The sequence below is a fragment of the Streptomyces sp. NPDC004284 genome (assembly GCF_042874035.1).
Classification (GTDB): Bacteria; Actinomycetota; Actinomycetes; order Streptomycetales; family Streptomycetaceae; genus Streptomyces.
The window spans coordinates 412,877-428,634 of sequence record NZ_JBIAMJ010000005.1 but is presented as its reverse complement, the minus strand read 5'-3'; the positions used below and the strand labels follow the sequence as shown (position 1 = coordinate 428,634).

Sequence of the window (15,758 nt, the reverse complement as noted above, 5' to 3'; positions counted from 1 at the left end):
CGGTGGGGGTCTTACGGGCGACGGAGCGCGTCGGAGGCCGCGGTGGCGGCCGGGCCGGCGGCCAGCTCGGTCTCCAGGAGCTGCTTGCCGAGCAGCTCGGGGTCCGGCAGCTCCATCGGGTACTCGCCGTCGAAGCAGGCACGGCAGAGGTTCGGCTTCTGGATCGTGGTCGCCTCGATCATCCCCTCCAGGGAGATGTACGAGAGCGAGTCCGCGCCCAGCGACTTGCCGATCTCGTCGACCGACATCCCGTTGGCGATCAGCTCCGCGCGGGTCGCGAAGTCGATGCCGAAGAAGCAGGGCCACTTGACCGGCGGCGAGGAGATCCGGATGTGGACCTCGGCCGCACCGGCCTCGCGGAGCATCCGGACCAGCGCGCGCTGGGTGTTGCCGCGGACGATCGAGTCGTCCACGACCACGAGCTTCTTCCCCTTGATGACTTCCTTGAGGGGGTTCAGCTTCAGCCGGATGCCCAGCTGGCGGATGGTCTGGGAGGGCTGGATGAAGGTGCGCCCGACGTAGGCGTTCTTCACCAGGCCGGCGCCGAAGGGGATGCCCGAGGCCTCGGCGTAGCCGATGGCGGCCGGGGTGCCGGACTCCGGCGTCGCTATCACCAGGTCGGCCTCGACCGGCGCCTCCTTCGCGAGGCGGCGGCCCATCTCCACACGGGAGAGGTACACGTTCCGCCCGGCGATGTCGGTGTCGGGACGCGCCAGGTACACGTACTCGAAGACACAGCCCTTGGGCTTCGCTTCCGCGAATCGCGAGGTACGGATGCCGTTCTCGTCGATCGCGATCATCTCGCCCGGCTCGACCTCGCGGACGAAGCTGGCGCCGCAGATGTCGAGGGCGGCGGACTCGGAGGCGACCACCCAGCCGCGCTCCAGCCGGCCGAGGACCAGCGGGCGGATGCCCTGCGGGTCACGGGCCGCGTAGAGCGTGTGCTCGTCCATGAAGACGAGGGAGAAGGCGCCCCGGACGTCGGGGAGGACCTTCGCGGCGGCCTGCTCGATGGTGAGCGGCTCGCCGTCCTCGTCCACCTGCGCGGCGAGGAGCGCCGTCAGGAGGTCCGTGTCGTTGGTGGCCGCCACACGAGTGGTGCGGCCTTCCCGCTTGGGCAGCTCGGCGACCATCTCGGCGAGCTGCGCCGTGTTCACCAGGTTGCCGTTGTGGCCGAGCGCGATCGAGCCGTGGGCGGTCGCCCGGAACGTCGGCTGCGCGTTCTCCCACACGGAAGCCCCGGTGGTCGAGTAGCGGGCGTGACCGACCGCGATATGACCCTGGAGGGAACCGAGAGAAGTCTCGTCGAAGACCTGGGAGACGAGTCCCATGTCCTTGAAGACGAGGATCTGGGAGCCATTGCTGACCGCGATTCCCGCGGATTCCTGACCCCGATGCTGGAGGGCGTAGAGCCCGAAGTACGTGAGCTTTGCGACCTCTTCACCCGGAGCCCAGACACCGAAGACGCCACAAGCGTCCTGGGGGCCTTTCTCACCGGGGAGCAGATCGTGATTGAGTCGACCGTCTCCGCGTGGCACGTTTCCGAGTGTAGACGGGCTCGACCACTGGTCCGAATTGAGGAAATGCGGGGGTGACCGCACTCGTGCGATCGCACCAAATGATCAATTGCGGCTTGGAGGGGCCTACGAACCAGGCGGCGTAAGGGCTCCCGGCCCCCGGACCCCGTCGAGCGGACGCTCGTACCAGGCCCGGGGCGGTCCCGCGATGTGACGGACGCCGCAGTCGGCGCCCCCTCAGCGGGTGGCCGCGGTCGCCGTGAAGCCCTCGCCGGAGGCGTCGGTGAGCGTCAGCGTTCGGTGGTTCAGCCGATAGGTGAGCGGGCCGTCGAGGAGCTCGTACAGCCTCGTCTCCAGCTTCATCTGCGGACTCGTGCACATCATCCGGGTGGTCGCCGCCGGGCCCTCGACGGTGAGGGTCCCGGCCTCCTCGTCGAGGCGGACGTGCGCGGAGAAGTCGTTGCAGCCGAGATTGCCGGTGGCCCGGCCGTCCTTGCCGAGGACGAACCGCGCCTTGTCCCCGCTGCCGTCGGACAGGGAGGAGGCCGTCTCCCCCGAGACCAGCCCGTCGATCTTCCAGGTGGTGCCGGTCAGCGGGATGGCCCGATCGGCGGTCAGCTCCAGCTCGTTGCGCCCGTCGGGCGAGTTCAGCCGCAGGCCGTCGCCCTTCAGCGTCCCCTTCAGCGGGCCGGAGAAGGCCTTGAGGAACTCCGCCTCGAAGCGGCCCCGGTCGCCGACGCAGGCCATCGTGGTGAACTCCCGCACGGTGACGGTGAGGGTGTCCCCCCGCACGGCGACGTCGGCGCCGAAGGCGTTGCAGCCGTCGTTCCCGCGGGCCCGGCCGTCCTTCCCGAAGTCGACGCTCACGCCGTCGGGCGCCACGGACCTGCGGCCGTCGACCGTGACGGCGCCGACCGTCCAGTACGTGCCGGCGACCGGCAGGTCCGGCGAGAGGGCGCCCGCGCCGCCGGCCCCGGTCCCTCCCTCCGTACCGCAGGCGGTGAGCAGCAGGAGGGGGACGAGGGGGACCAGGACGGCGCGTGCGCGTGGCTTCGGCATGCCGGTGGGACGAAGCGGCGGGCCGTACGGTTCCGGGCTTGGGCCGTCAGGGGGGCTCAGGCCATCAGAGGGAGCAGGGCGCTCAGATCCGCGCGCTCCCCGCTCGCGCTGACGTGCGCCGCGTCCAGCTCCTCGGCCCATCCCGTACGGCCCGTGGCGAGCCTGAGCCAGGTCAGCGGGTCCGTCTCCACGACGTTGGGCGGGGTGCCCCGGGTGTGCCGGGGGCCCTCCACGCACTGCACCACGGCGAACGGCGGGATCCGCACCTCGACCGCCCCGCCGGGGGCCTTCACGGCGAGGGCGTCGGCGAGGAGGCGGGTGCAGGCGGCGAGGGCCTGGCGGTCGAAGGGGATCTCCAGTCCGGCGGCCCGGTTCAGGTCGTCGGTGTGGACGACGAGTTCGACGGTGCGGGTGACGAGGAAGTCCCCCAGGCGCATCGGGCCGATCCACAGGTCGAGCACGTGGTCGTCGCCGTACCGGGACAGCGCCTCCGTGAGCCGGGCGCCGGCCCGCTCGTACAGCTCGGGTACGGGCGCCCCGGTGAGCGTCTCGCGCGCCGCGTCGGAGATCTTCCCGGCCAGCGCGACCGTGGTGAACGGCCAGTCGTGCGGCAGGAGCTTCCCCTCGGCCGCGGGCGGGCGGTCGAGGCCGCGGGCCAGCGAGTCGGCGATCCACGCGATGTGCCCGGCGAGATCGGCGACCGTCCACTCGCCCAGGTGCGTGGGACGGGCCGACTCGTCCGCCGTGAGACCGCTCACGGCGTCGGCGACGTGCCCGAACTGGGCCAGGACGGCGGCACGGGTCTTCGCGGAGTCATAGCTGCGGGGACGCTTCTTGGCAGGTGGCATGGCCCGAGGCTAGCCCCGAGACTGGAGGGGAAGGAGCCAATCGCAGCGAAAGCAGGCGACGGGACCATGACCCACCACGAGCACCCCCACGCCGCCTTGGTGCGCCGGGGCTACGAAGCCTTCAACAGCGGTGACATGGAGACGCTGGCCACGATGATGACCAGCGACTGCACCCAGCACGTTCCCGGCGAGAGCCAGATATCCGGGCACTACAAGGGCCGGGACAACATCCTCGGCGGCTACTACCGCATGCTCGGCGAGCTGAGCGGCGGCACCATCCGCGTCGACCTCAGGGGCGTGTACGTGGACGGCCGCGGCCACGTCATCAGCACGCACCGGTTCTTCGCCGAGCGCGGCGACCGGGGCATCGAGATGGACGGCGGCCTGTTCTTCACGCTCGTCGGCGACAAGATCTCCGACATCGACGAGTGCGTCGCCGACATCGTGGAGGCGGACTCCTTCTGGGGCACCGGCTGACAGCACGGAGCCCCCACCCTCGCGAGGGTGGGGGCTCCGTTCCGTACGGGACCGATCAGGCCAGCAGGCCCGGGATCGTCGCCTCGTGCGCCTCGCGCAGCTCCGCGAGGGAGAGCGCGAACTCGCCCTGCACGTCCACCGCGTCGCCGTCGACGACACCGATGCGGGTCGCCGGCAGACCCCGCGCACCGCACATGTCGGTGAAGCGGAGCTCCTCGCTGCGCGGGACGGCGACGACCGCACGGCCCGCCGACTCGCTGAAGAGGAACGTGAAGGCGTCCAGGCCCTCGGGGACGACCAGGCGCGCGCCGTTCCCGCCGCGCAGGCAGGACTCGACGACCGCCTGCACGAGACCGCCGTCGGACAGGTCGTGCGCCGCGTCGATCATGCCGTCGCGGGAGCCCGAGATCAGGATCTCGCCGAGCAGCTTCTCCCGGTCGAGGTCCACGGCCGGCGGCATGCCGCCGAGGTGCTGGTGGATCACCTCGGACCAGGCCGAACCGCCGAACTCCTCCTTGGTGTCGCCCAGCAGGTAGAGGAGCTGGCCCTCTTCCGCGAAGGCGATCGGGGTGCGGCGGTTGACGTCGTCGATCACACCGAGGACGGCCACGACGGGCGTCGGGTGGATCGCGACCTCACCGGTCTGGTTGTAGAGGGAGACGTTGCCGCCCGTCACCGGGGTGCCCAGCTGGAGGCAGCCGTCCGCGAGACCACGGGTGGCCTCGGCGAACTGCCACATCACGGCCGGGTCCTCGGGCGAACCGAAGTTCAGGCAGTCCGAGATGGCCAGCGGCTTCGCACCGGAGGCGGCGACGTTGCGGTACGCCTCCGCCAGCGCGAGCTGCGCACCCGTGTACGGGTCGAGCTTCGCGTACCGGCCGTTGCCGTCGGTCGCCATGGCCACGCCGAGGTTGGTCTCCTCGTCGATGCGGACCATGCCGGCGTCCTCGGGCTGCGCCAGGACCGTGTTGCCCTGCACGAACCGGTCGTACTGGTCCGTGATCCAGGACTTCGAGGCCTGGTTCGGGGAGGAGACGAGCTTGAGGACCTGGTCCTTGAGCTCGGCGCCGCCCTGCGGCCGGGGCAGCTTGCCGGCGTCGTCGGCCTGGAGGGCGTCCTGCCAGTCCGGGCGCGCGAACGGCCGGTGGTAGGTCGGGCCCTCGTGGGCGACGGAGCGCGGCGGCACGTCGACGATCTGCTCGCCGTGCCAGAAGATCTCCAGGCGCTCGCCCTCGGTCACCTCACCGATGACGACGGCGATGACGTCCCACTTCTCGCAGATCTCCAGGAAGCGGTCGACGTGCTGGGGCTCGACGATCGCGCACATGCGCTCCTGCGACTCGCTCATGAGGATCTCCTCGGGCGAGAGCGTGGCGTCGCGCAGGTGGACCTTCTCCAGGTCCACGCGCATGCCGCCGGAGCCGGCGGAGGCGAGCTCGGACGTGGCGCAGGAGAGCCCGGCGCCGCCGAGGTCCTGGATGCCCGCGACGAGCTTCTCCTGGAAGATCTCCAGGGTGCACTCGATGAGGAGCTTCTCCTGGAAGGGGTCGCCGACCTGGACGGCGGGGCGCTTGGCCGGCTTGGTGTCGTCGAAGGTCTCGGACGCGAGGACCGAGACGCCGCCGATGCCGTCGCCGCCCGTGCGGGCGCCGTACAGGATGACCTTGTTGCCGGGGCCGGAGGCCTTGGCGAGGTGGATGTCCTCGTGCTTCATCACGCCGATGCAGCCAGCGTTGACCAGCGGGTTGCCCTGGTAGCAGGAGTCGAAGACGACCTCGCCGCCGATGTTCGGCAGGCCCAGGCAGTTGCCGTAGCCGCCGATGCCGGCGACGACACCGGGCAGCACGCGCTTGGTGTCGGGGTGGTCGGCCGCGCCGAAGCGCAGCGGGTCGACGACCGCGACCGGGCGGGCGCCCATGGCGAGGATGTCGCGGACGATGCCGCCGACGCCGGTGGCCGCGCCCTGGTACGGCTCGATGTACGAGGGGTGGTTGTGCGACTCGACCTTGAAGGTGACCGCGTACCCCTGGCCGACGTCGACGACGCCCGCGTTCTCGCCGATGCCGACGAGCATGGCGTCGTTGACGGGGGTCTTCTCGCCGAACTGCTTCAGGTGGACCTTGCTGCTCTTGTAGGAGCAGTGCTCGGACCACATGACGGAGTACATGGCGAGCTCGGCGCCGGTGGGACGGCGGCCGAGGATCTCGCGGATGCGCGCGTACTCGTCCTCCTTGAGGCCGAGCTCCTTCCAGGGCTGCTCGCTGTCCGGCGTCTCGCTCGCGTGCTTGACGGTGTCGAGGCTCATCAGGCGTTGACCAGCTTCTTGAGGATCGAGGTGAAGAAACCGAGGCCGTCCGTCTTGCCGGTGCCGATCAGCGGCTCGACGGCGTGCTCGGGGTGCGGCATGAGGCCGACCACGTTGCCCGCGGCGTTGGTGATGCCCGCGATGTCGCGCAGCGAGCCGTTGGGGTTCATGTCCAGGTAGCGGAAGGCCACCCGCCCCTCGGCCTCCAGCTCGTCGAGCGTGCGCTCGTCGGCGACGTAGCGGCCGTCCATGTTCTTGAGCGGGACCTCGATCTCCTGGCCCTGGACGTAGTCCGAGGTCCAGGCGGTCTCCGCGTTCTCCACCCGCAGCTTCTGGTCGCGGCAGATGAAGTGGAGGTGGTTGTTGCGCAGCATCGCGCCCGGCAGCAGATGGGCCTCGGTGAGGATCTGGAAGCCGTTGCAGATGCCGAGGACGGGCATGCCCGCCTTGGCCTGCTCGATGATGCTCTCCATCACCGGCGAGAAGCGGGAGATGGCTCCGGCCCGCAGGTAGTCGCCGTAGGAGAAACCGCCGGCGAGGACCACGGCGTCGACCTGCTTGAGGTCCTTGTCCCGGTGCCAGAGCGACACGGGCTCGGCGCCCGCGAGGCGGGCGGCACGCAGCGCGTCCTGGTCGTCGAGCGTTCCGGGGAACGTGACGACGCCGATGCGTGCGGTCACGACTCCACCTTCACGATGAAGTCTTCGATCACGGTGTTGGCAAGGAAGGTTTCGGCCATCTCATGGATGCGGGCGAGGGCGGCGTCGTCGACCGGTCCCTCCACCTCCAGCTCGAAGCGCTTCCCCTGACGGACGTCGGCGATTCCGGCGAATCCCAGGCGAGGCAGTGCACGCTGCACCGCCTGCCCCTGAGGGTCGAGGATCTCCGGCTTGAGCATGACGTCGACTACGACGCGTGCCACTGGCACTCCCGGTGGTGTGTTGCGTGGGCGGTTCCCTCAGCGTACCTGCCTCCAAATTCTACGCGGGTAGAGATCTGAAGGATCCTACAAAAGCCCGGTTCGGGGCGACGTGCGTCACACGAACACCCGCCGGGCGCCGGACGCACACTCCCGCCCAGAATTCGAGCGAAATATTGCGGACCACATTGCGCCGGGACACGCTGAAACAATTGGCGGGGCTTCCCTATCCGACGCCTACCGCTGTACAAAGGAATCCAGAAGAAATCAGCATTGTCCCGGCACAACCGTACGGTCGGCATCGTTGCACGTCAGGGGCGCCACAAGCGCCCCGTCGACCCCGGTGGCCGCAGGAAAGGACCGATATCCGTGGCTCAGCGTGTGGTGGTCACTCTCTCCGATGACATCGACGGCGGAGAAGCGGCTGAAACGGTCGCGTTCGGTCTCGACGGGAAGATGTACGAGATCGACCTGAATGCTGCCAATGCAGAGAAACTCCGCAAGGCGCTCGCCCCCTACCTCGCCGCCGGCCGCAAGCTGCCGGCCCGGGCGGCGGCCGGCCGGAGCACCTCGGCGACCTCGTACACGCACACCGCCCTCGCCCCCGACCCGGCGGCGGTCCGCGCCTGGGCCCAGTCCAACAAGATGGACGTGCCCGCCCGCGGCCGCATCCCGAAGCGGGTCTACGAAGCCTTCCGCGCGGCGAGCTGAGCGGGAGCCCGGGAGACGGGGGCGCGCCGCCCCCGGGCCCGGACCAGGGTCGATTTGCATTGCACCCCCCTTGATCCGCTAGAGTCTGGATCACGCCGAGGGGCGAGGCCGAAAAGCCGAGTCCCCAGCAGCGTGCGGGTGTAGTTCAGTAGCAGAACAGCCCCCTTCCAGGGGGAAGGCGCAGTGTGCAATCCCTGTCACCCGCTCTGCGAGAAACGCGTTACCGACCACTCCGGTGGATCAGGTAGAGTGGTGCTCGCACCGAGCAGCGAAAGCTGACCGGTAGCAATGCGGACGTGGCTCAGTTGGTAGAGCATCACCTTGCCAAGGTGAGGGTCGCGAGTTCGAATCTCGTCGTCCGCTCAGGGAGCGAAGGCCCCGGTTCTTGAGAACCGGGGCCTTCGTCGTATCTCCGTATCCCCGGGCTTTCCCAGAACCCCATGACATGTGTCGGTCGGGGTGATGACAGCGCGCACTGCTTTCCGCCGCAGCCAGGGCGGCGGTTTCGGGGCGGTGCGCGGCGTCTCCCTCTCCGTCCCCCGGGGCGAGATCTTCGCCCTCCTCGGCACCGACGGCGCCGGCAGGACCTCCGCGGTCGAAGTCCTGGAGGGCCTCGCCGCCCCGACCGGCGGCACCGCCCGCTTCCTCGGCCACGACCCGTACCGCGAACGCTCCGCCGTCCGCCCGCGCACGGCGTGATGCTCCAGGAGGGCGGCTTCCCTCCGACCTCACCGTCGCCGAGACCGTCCGCCTGCGGGCCGGCTGCACCGGCGGCGGCCTCGCCGGCCGCGAGAAGGTGCGGATCAAGCAGCTGTCCGGCGGCGAACGCCGCCGCCTCGGCCTCGCGCACGACAGGAAGGGGAGACGGCCGCGTGACCGGGCCCGTACGCGTCCTGCTGCCGACGACGAGCGCCTGATCCGGGGCGCGCTCGCCGCCCTGCCCGCCCTGGAGGACGAGCTGGTCGTCGTCGCCGAGGCCGCGACCGGGCCCGAGGCGCCGGCCATGGCCCGCGCCCACCGGCCCGACGTCGCCGTCCTGGACCTCCAGACGCCAGGGGCGGGCGGTGTGACGGTGACCACATCGATCCGGGGCGAACTCCCGGACTGCCGCACGATGATCGCGACCGGTCGCGGCCGCCCCGGGCACCTCGAGCGGGCCCTCGCGGCGGGTGTCCGGGGCTTCGCGCCGAAGACCGTCAGCGCCGAGCGGCTCGCCGAGTCGAGCCGTACCGTCCACGCCGGAAACCGTTGTGCGGACCCCGAGTTGGCGGCCGACGCGATCGCCGCCGGGGACCCCCCGCCGACCGCCCGCGAGGCCGAGGTGCTCGAACTCGCCGCCGACGGCGCCCCCGTCGCGGAGATCGCCCGGAGGGCCGCGCTCTCCCCCGGAGCGGTCCGCAACCACTTCTCCTCCGCCACCGCGAAGCTCGGTGCGGAGAACCGTCACGCGGCGGTGCGTCTCGCCCGGTCGAAAGGTTGGGTATAGTTAGCAGCGCGCTACGGCGCATGCGGACGTGGCTCAGTTGGTAGAGCATCACCTTGCCAAGGTGAGGGTCGCGAGTTCGAATCTCGTCGTCCGCTCAGGGAGCGAAGGCCCCGGTTCTTGAGAACCGGGGCCTTCGTCGTACGCGCACAGCGGCCGGGGGCCGGCCGGGATGCCGTACGGGCCGGAAGGAGGCCCGTACGGCATCTGTCGGCTAGAAGCTGTCGGACCAGGCGTTCCCGGTCAGCAGCTCGTACGCCTCGATGTACTTGGCGCGGGTCTTCTCCACGACCTCCGGCGGCAGGGCCGGCGGCGGCTGCTCGCTCTTGCGGTCCCAGCCGGAGGCCGGGGAGGTCAGCCAGTTCCGCACGATCTGCTTGTCGTACGAGGGCTGGGCGCGGCCCGGCTCCCACTCGGCGGCCGGCCAGAAGCGGGAGGAGTCCGGGGTGAGGACCTCGTCGGCGAGGACGAGCGTCTCGCCCTCGAAGCCGAACTCGAACTTGGTGTCCGCGAGGATGATCCCGCGCTCGCGGGCGATGTCACGGGCCCGGGAGTAGACGGCGAGGGTCGTCTCGCGCAGCAGCGCGGCCGTCTCGGCGCCGACCTGGCGGGCGACCTCCTCGTACGAGACGTTCTCGTCGTGGTCGCCGACGGCGGCCTTGGTCGCCGGGGTGAAGATCGGCGTGGGCAGCTCGGAGCCGTCGGTCAGGCCCTCGGGGAGCGCGAGGCCGCAGACCGTGCGGGACTCGTCGTACTCGAGGAGGCCGGAGCCGGTGAGGTAGCCGCGGGCGACGGCCTCGACCGGGACCATGTCCAGCGACTTGCAGATCAGCGTGCGGCCCGCCCAGTCGGCGGGGGCGCCGGCCGGCAGCTCGGTGGAGAGCACGTGGTTCGGGGCCAGGTCGGAGAGCTGGTCGAACCACCACAGGGAGAGCTGGGTGAGGACCCGGCCCTTGTCGGGGATCTCGGTGGGCAGCACCCAGTCGTAGGCCGACATGCGGTCGCTCGCCACCATGACGAGGTCGCCCGCCTCGTTCCGGTACAGGTCGCGGACCTTGCCCGTGTGGAGATGGGTCAGGCCCGGGACCTGGACAGGCTCGGGCTTTTCTACGAATCCGGACACGGTTCCTCCGCGTAGGTTGATCCAGGGAACGTGTCCGATTCTCTCGCACGGGGGGACGGATCCGGCCGCCGGGCCCTGTGACCCCCCGCTCAGTCCCCTCTTCCAGTCCCCTCCTCAGTCCCTCTTGCAGATCCGGTCGAGGAGGTTGGCCGTGGCGCGCTGCACCCGGGCGTCGACATGGCCCGGGCGGTCCAGCGCCGGGGACCAGGCGAAGGTGCCGGACGCGAAGACCCAGGCGCCGGACGGGGCCCGGTAGAGGCTCGTCTCCTGGTGGCGCACGGCCCCTTCGCTGTCCCGGTACGGCGAGTGGGAGAGCAGGATGCGGCCCTGGTGCTCGGGGAGCGCGGTGCGCGGGTAGTAGCGGTCGGCCTCGCCCGCGACCAGGCCCGGGAGCTCGTCGCCGTCGCCCGCGCCCGTGGCCTCCCAGAGCCAGTGGTCGGCGTTCCGTACGACCAGCGGGTGCGGTTCGGGCACCCGGCCCGCGTACTGGATGCCGAGGAGCTGCTGCTCGGGCCGGTCGACCTCGCGCCAGAGCGCGGGGCGGCCGGGGCCGCGGCGCTTGCGGCAGGTGAGGAGGCGGTCCGGCACCCCGGACGGCGAAGGGCCCAGCTCCACCTGCCAGTACATGGTGTTGGCGGAGAGGAAGACGAGCGAGGTGCCCTGGTCGCGGGCGAGTTCGGCGGTCCGGCGCATCGGCGCCGACCAGTACTCGTCGTGGCCGGGGAAGACCAGGCCCCGGTAGCGGCCCGGGTCGACCCGGCCGGCGTGCAGGTCGCGGGTCTCCGCGTACGCCAGGTCGTAGCCGTAGCGCTCGGCCCAGCGGATGAAGTCGTAGGCGTGCCCGACGTGCAGGGGCAGCCCCGCGCCCGCGTACGGGCGGTCGAAGGAGACCGTGACGGCCGCCTCCTCCTCGCCGAGCAGCCGGCCCTCCTCGTCCCAGGCGTGGTACAGGCTGGCGCCGGTGTGTCCGTCCTCCGGGTAGAGGTTGTACGCCTGCCAGGTCACGTCCGGGAGGACGAGGAGCAGGTCCGCCGGGTGGTTGTCGCGGACCGTGAAGGGGATGTGCGAGCGGTATCCGTCGGCGGTGGTGAGGACCGCGACGTACGCGCCGATCGACCAGTACGAGGGGACCTGGAGCCGCCAGGACTGCCACCAGTGGTGGCAGGAGACCGTGCGGTCGGCGGTGAGCGGGGGCGGCTGGACGATCCCCGAGAGGCGCGGACTGGTGGTGATCTTCGCGGCGCCGTCGCCGCCGTAGTGCCCGATCCGGTAGACGTCGACCGAGAACTGCTGCGGCGGGTCCACCGTGATGTGGAAATCGATCGACTCGCCCGGTGCCACGGCCCCGCCGGACGCGAAGCCCTTGATCTGGCGCCGGACGTCGTCGGCCGTGCGCGGGCCGCCGCTGCCGCCCCGGGCCAGGATCTCGTCCGCGTACCAGGGGACCATCTGGCCCGTGTCGTCGAAGTAGTTGTCCGAGCCGCGCAGCCAGGGCAGCGGGCCCTGGCCGAAGGGATCGGAGACGGCGTGCGCCAGCGCACCCGACTCCCACCGTCTGATCTGCTCCGCCCCCATGTGCGCCCCTCCCTCGACTCCCCCGGTCGTCCGGTCAGTGCCTGTGGATCGTGCCGCTGTCATTGACGGTCTCCAGCACATCACATAACGCACGCACTCCGTCACCGTTCGTCGTGAATTGACGAGAGTGGAAGACGGGGCTCCGGGTACCTGCCCCTTCGGCGCCCTCAGACCAGGCGTACGGGCTTCTCCGGGCGCACCCCGGTACGGCTCAGCCAGGCCCGCAGCGGCTCCGGATCGCCGTCCTCGACGAGCGCGAGCACCCGGGGACCGAGGTCCGCCGCCCGCTCGCCGCCGACGAGCAGCGCCGGCCCGTCGAGCCAGTCGAGCCCGGGAGCGGCCTCGGCCGTGTCGACCGCCGCGCAGCAGACCATCGCGATCACATGGTCGGCGAGCAGGTCCCGCCCGGTACGCGGCGGCTGGAGCGGGAACAGCGGCAGGGGCCCGTCGGGACCACTCACGACATGCGGCGCCGCGCCGCCGCTCCCCTTCTCCGCGCTCCGGGCCGCACTCTCGGCCGCCGCCGCGACCCGCGCCTCCCGCGCCGCCTCCTCCCGCGCGACGAGCGCGCTGAGCGCACCGGCGAGCGCGTCGGCGGCGGGGTTGACGGGGTCGTCGTCGTGCTCGATGTCGTACTCGGCGTCGACGTCGATGTCGGGGCCGGCGCTGAGGTCGGGATCGGGGGCGGTCGCGGGTCCGGGCGCGGTCGCGGACTCGGGTCCGGTCACGGGCTCGAATCCGGCCGCGGGCTCGGTCGCGGTCACGGGCTCGGGCTCGGGCTCGGGCTCGGGCTCGGGTCCGGTCACGGGCTTGGTCACGGTCGCGGGCTCGGACTCGGGCTCGGGTCCAGTCACGGTCGCGGGCTCCGTCCCGGCCTCGGTCACGGTCCCGGTTCCCGGCCCGTGCTGGGGAGTCGTCAGGTGGGCCATCACGCGGGTCAGGGTGGGGCCGGGTGCGTCGTCGGAGGCCGGGCCGGCGGTGGTGGTGCCGGGTACGCCCAGGCCGTCGAGGGCCTGGTGGAGGCGGGCCGCGTCGGTGCGCCACTTCCGGTCGACGACCTCCTCCGGGTACTGGCTCCACTCCACGGGGGCCCAATCGGGCCCGGGCTCGGCGGGGCCACCGTGGAAGAGGCGGGCGGCGAGCAGCGAGGTGGCCTCGTCGACGGCGCCGGGCTCCTCCAGGAGGTCGCAGGCGGGGCGCTCCCCGAGCCGGGAGGAGAAGCCCTCCGCGAGCCGGTCCCGGCGGGAGAGCTCGGTCAGGGCGGAGACCACGCCCGCGTCGAGCTTGGCGGGCCAGCGGCCCATGCGCCAGGCGGGCAACGCGACCCGGGTGAGCAGGCGGTCCCAGCCCGCGTAGGCCAGGCCGACCTGTTCCTGGGCGACGATCCGTACGCCGTAGTCCACGGCCTGGGCGCGCTCGGAACCGGCGGCGGCGACCCCGCGCTCCATCTCGGCGGCGTGGCCGCGACAGGCGCGGAGCAGGACGCGGGCGACCTGCCCGACGCCCTGGGCGCCGAGCCGGCGGACCGGGTCGAGGCCGGGGGTCCGGGGCACGGCGACGGCGGCGTCCAGGCCGCGGACGAAGCGGCGGGCGGCGGCTATGTCGGGGTGGGCGGCGGGTCCCGTACCGGCGACGACGGGGGCGAGGACCGCCCGGAGCTCGCCGACGCGCATCCACCACAGGAAGGGCGAGCCTATGACCAGGACCGGGGCGCCGTCGCCGCCGGACGTCCGGTGGAGGCGGTGGGCCCGGTGGGTGCGGTCCTCCAGCCAGCTGTCGCAGTCCGGGGTGAGGGCTATCGCGGCGGGCGCGGGGACGCCGAGCCGGTCGGCCAGGTCGCGGACGAGCCGGTACAGATCGGGGGCGGCGGTCTCGGCGAGCTCCACCGTCGGCGTGGCCGCCGGACGGGCCCGGGTGATGACGAGGGCGACGACGGCGGAGGCGAGGAGGACGAGCACGGCGACGACGGTCACGACCCAGCGGGCCGTGTCCCAGGCCGCTCCGGTGAAGTGGCCGGTGACCCCGCCCGCGTACAGGACGACGGCCACCGCCGCGGGAAGCACGGCGAGGCCCAGTGCCCTGCCGCGGACACGGAGGACGGCGAGGGCCCGGGAGCGCGCGGCGCGCGCACCCCACTCCTCGCCGACAACGGAACCGGTACCGGACACGCCGTTCCTCACCCCCTCCTGCCCTCGACGGGACTGCCTGTGGCGGTGTTGCTCACTCCCCCACTGTGGCACCCGGCAGTGACATCGCAATGCCGGTGGGCCAAGTGCCGGAATGCCTTCGCCGCACCCTAGTTGGGGCTGTGGCGGGCGTCATCCGTATGGCCGAGCCGTCACCCGATGGAATGGCTTTGGGCAAAGGTGATGGCGCTTTTGTGGCCGTGTGGTTCACAGCTTCCGCACCACACGGCCACAAAAGGAATCGAGAGATTTCAGGAGAAATGCGGGCGGATCAGGCTTCGGCGGCCTTCCGCGCGATGTCCGTACGGTGCTGCGAACCGTCAAGGCGGATGCGGCCGACCGCCGCGTACGCGCGCTCGCGGGCCTGCGCCAGGTCCGTACCGGTGGCGGTGACCGACAGGACGCGCCCGCCGGCGCTCAGGACCGCGCCGTCCTCGCCCCGCTTCGTACCGGCGTGGAGCACGTACGCGTGCGGGGCGTCCTTCTCCGCGACCTCGTCCAGGCCCTCGATCGGGTCGCCCGTGCGCGGGGTGCCCGGGTAGTTGTGCGAGGCGACGACCACGGTCACGGCGGCGTCGTCGCTCCAGCTCAGCGGGGCCTGGTCGGCCAGGGTGCCGTTGGCGGAGTTCAGCAGGACGCCCGCGAGCGGGGTCTTCAGACGGGCCAGGACGACCTGGGTCTCGGGGTCGCCGAAGCGCGCGTTGAACTCGATGACCCGTACGCCGCGGCTGGTGATCGCCAGACCCGCGTACAGGAGGCCGGAGAACGGCGTGCCGCGGCGGCGCAGCTCGTCGACCGTCGGCTGCAGGACGGTCTCCAGGACCTCCTCGACCAGCTTCGGGTCGGCCCAGGGCAGCGGCGAGTAGGCGCCCATGCCGCCGGTGTTCGGGCCCTCGTCGCCGTCGAGCGCGCGCTTGAAGTCCTGCGCGGGCTTCAGCGGGAGGACGGTCGTGCCGTCGGTGATCGCGAAGAGGGAGACCTCGGGGCCGTCCAGGTACTCCTCGATGACGACGCGGTCGCACGCGAGCGCGTGCGCCCGGGCCTCCTCGACGTCCTCGGTGACGACGACGCCCTTGCCGGCGGCGAGACCGTCGTCCTTGACCACGTACGGAGCGCCGAAGGCGTCGAGCGCCTCGTCGATCTCCTCGGGGGTCGTGCAGACGTAGCTGCGGGCGGTGGGGACCCCGGCGCCCGCCATGACGTCCTTGGCGAAGGCCTTGGAGCCCTCCAGCTGCGCCGCCTCCTGGGACGGGCCGAAGACGGGGATGCCGGCCGCGCGGACGGCGTCGGCGACGCCGGCGACGAGCGGGGCCTCCGGGCCGACGACGACCAGGTCGGCGCCCAGCTCGGTGGCGAGCGCGGTGACGGCCGCGCCGTCCAGCTGGTCGACGGGGTGCAGCTCGGCGACCTCCGCGATTCCGGCGTTGCCGGGCGCGCAGTGCAGAGCGGTGACGTCGGGATCGAGGGAGAGAGAGCGGCACAGGGCGTGTTCGCGGGCGCCGCCGCCGATGACGAGGACCTTCACGCCTGCCAGGGTAGCCCGCGGGACGGGATG

Annotated in this window: 13 protein-coding genes, 3 tRNA genes and 1 pseudogene; 7 read left to right on the top strand and 10 right to left on the bottom strand. The window is 71.9% G+C overall.

The features are described from left to right. Nucleotides 1–11: 11 nt before the first annotated feature. From purF to ACFYUS_RS16760, 3 genes are all read right to left on the bottom strand, one after another. A complete protein-coding gene (gene purF, locus ACFYUS_RS16770) occupies nt 12–1,538 on the bottom strand; it encodes an amidophosphoribosyltransferase (protein ID WP_388851641.1) in 1,527 nt (508 codons plus the stop codon). Nucleotides 1,539–1,754: 216 nt separating this feature from the next. Continuing rightward, a complete protein-coding gene (locus tag ACFYUS_RS16765; RefSeq protein WP_388851638.1) occupies nt 1,755–2,576 on the bottom strand; it encodes an META domain-containing protein in 822 nt (273 codons plus the stop codon). A 56-nt stretch (nt 2,577–2,632) separates the two neighbouring features. Further along, on the bottom strand, nt 2,633–3,424 hold the full coding sequence (locus ACFYUS_RS16760) for a sterol carrier family protein (RefSeq protein WP_388851635.1): 792 nt from the start codon (nt 3,422–3,424) through the stop codon (nt 2,633–2,635). 66 nt (nt 3,425–3,490) lie between these two features. Between ACFYUS_RS16760 and ACFYUS_RS16755 the strand changes: the two genes are divergently transcribed. Then, complete coding sequence (locus ACFYUS_RS16755) at nt 3,491–3,901, top strand: nuclear transport factor 2 family protein (protein WP_388851632.1); 411 nt, start codon at nt 3,491–3,493, stop codon at nt 3,899–3,901. 55 nt (nt 3,902–3,956) lie between these two features. Here ACFYUS_RS16755 and purL read toward each other — a convergent pair whose 3' ends face one another. From purL to purS, 3 genes are read right to left on the bottom strand one after another with little or no spacing between them, the layout of a single operon-like run. After that, entirely contained in the window at nt 3,957–6,206 is a 2,250-nt protein-coding gene (purL, locus tag ACFYUS_RS16750; protein ID WP_388851629.1) for a phosphoribosylformylglycinamidine synthase subunit PurL, read from the bottom strand. Then, nucleotides 6,206–6,886, bottom strand: a complete 681-nt coding sequence (gene purQ / locus ACFYUS_RS16745; protein ID WP_388851626.1) for a phosphoribosylformylglycinamidine synthase subunit PurQ — start codon at nt 6,884–6,886, stop codon at nt 6,206–6,208. Before purQ ends, purL begins: the two co-directional genes overlap by 1 nt. Continuing rightward, the gene (gene purS / locus ACFYUS_RS16740; protein ID WP_017240564.1) at nt 6,883–7,128 is read right to left on the bottom strand and encodes a phosphoribosylformylglycinamidine synthase subunit PurS; all 246 of its coding nucleotides are present in this window, start codon (nt 7,126–7,128) and stop codon (nt 6,883–6,885) included. Before purS ends, purQ begins: the two co-directional genes overlap by 4 nt. A gap of 366 nt (nt 7,129–7,494) precedes the next feature. Between purS and ACFYUS_RS16735 the strand changes: the two genes are divergently transcribed. From ACFYUS_RS16735 to ACFYUS_RS16710, 6 genes and pseudogenes are all read left to right on the top strand, one after another. Then, nucleotides 7,495–7,836, top strand: a complete 342-nt coding sequence (locus tag ACFYUS_RS16735; protein WP_388851622.1) for an Lsr2 family protein — start codon at nt 7,495–7,497, stop codon at nt 7,834–7,836. A gap of 134 nt (nt 7,837–7,970) precedes the next feature. Beyond that, a tRNA-Gly gene (locus tag ACFYUS_RS16730) sits at nt 7,971–8,042 on the top strand. Nucleotides 8,043–8,126: 84 nt separating this feature from the next. After that, a tRNA-Gly gene (locus ACFYUS_RS16725) sits at nt 8,127–8,199 on the top strand. Nucleotides 8,200–8,298: 99 nt separating this feature from the next. Beyond that, nucleotides 8,299–8,683, top strand: a pseudogene (locus ACFYUS_RS16720) (ATP-binding cassette domain-containing protein); the annotation flags it as partial. Nucleotides 8,684–8,749: 66 nt separating this feature from the next. Then, nucleotides 8,750–9,322, top strand: coding sequence for a DNA-binding response regulator (locus ACFYUS_RS16715; protein ID WP_388851803.1), 573 nt, complete (start codon nt 8,750–8,752; stop codon nt 9,320–9,322). 22 nt (nt 9,323–9,344) lie between these two features. After that, nucleotides 9,345–9,417 (top strand) — tRNA-Gly (locus ACFYUS_RS16710). Between the two features lie 116 nt (nt 9,418–9,533). On the opposite strand, the gene ACFYUS_RS16705 is transcribed toward ACFYUS_RS16710, so the two are convergent. The 4 genes from ACFYUS_RS16705 to purD all read right to left on the bottom strand — a co-directional run bounded on the left by ACFYUS_RS16705 (nt 9,534) and on the right by purD (nt 15,728). Beyond that, entirely contained in the window at nt 9,534–10,442 is a 909-nt protein-coding gene (locus tag ACFYUS_RS16705) for a phosphoribosylaminoimidazolesuccinocarboxamide synthase (RefSeq protein ID WP_388851619.1), read from the bottom strand. A 114-nt stretch (nt 10,443–10,556) separates the two neighbouring features. Next, nucleotides 10,557–12,017, bottom strand: coding sequence for a N,N-dimethylformamidase beta subunit family domain-containing protein (locus ACFYUS_RS16700; protein WP_388851616.1), 1,461 nt, complete (start codon nt 12,015–12,017; stop codon nt 10,557–10,559). Between the two features lie 167 nt (nt 12,018–12,184). After that, complete coding sequence (locus ACFYUS_RS16695) at nt 12,185–14,185, bottom strand: hypothetical protein (RefSeq protein ID WP_388851613.1); 2,001 nt, start codon at nt 14,183–14,185, stop codon at nt 12,185–12,187. 289 nt (nt 14,186–14,474) lie between these two features. Next, entirely contained in the window at nt 14,475–15,728 is a 1,254-nt protein-coding gene (gene purD / locus ACFYUS_RS16690; protein ID WP_388851610.1) for a phosphoribosylamine--glycine ligase, read from the bottom strand. Between the last annotated feature and the right edge of the window lie 30 nt (nt 15,729–15,758).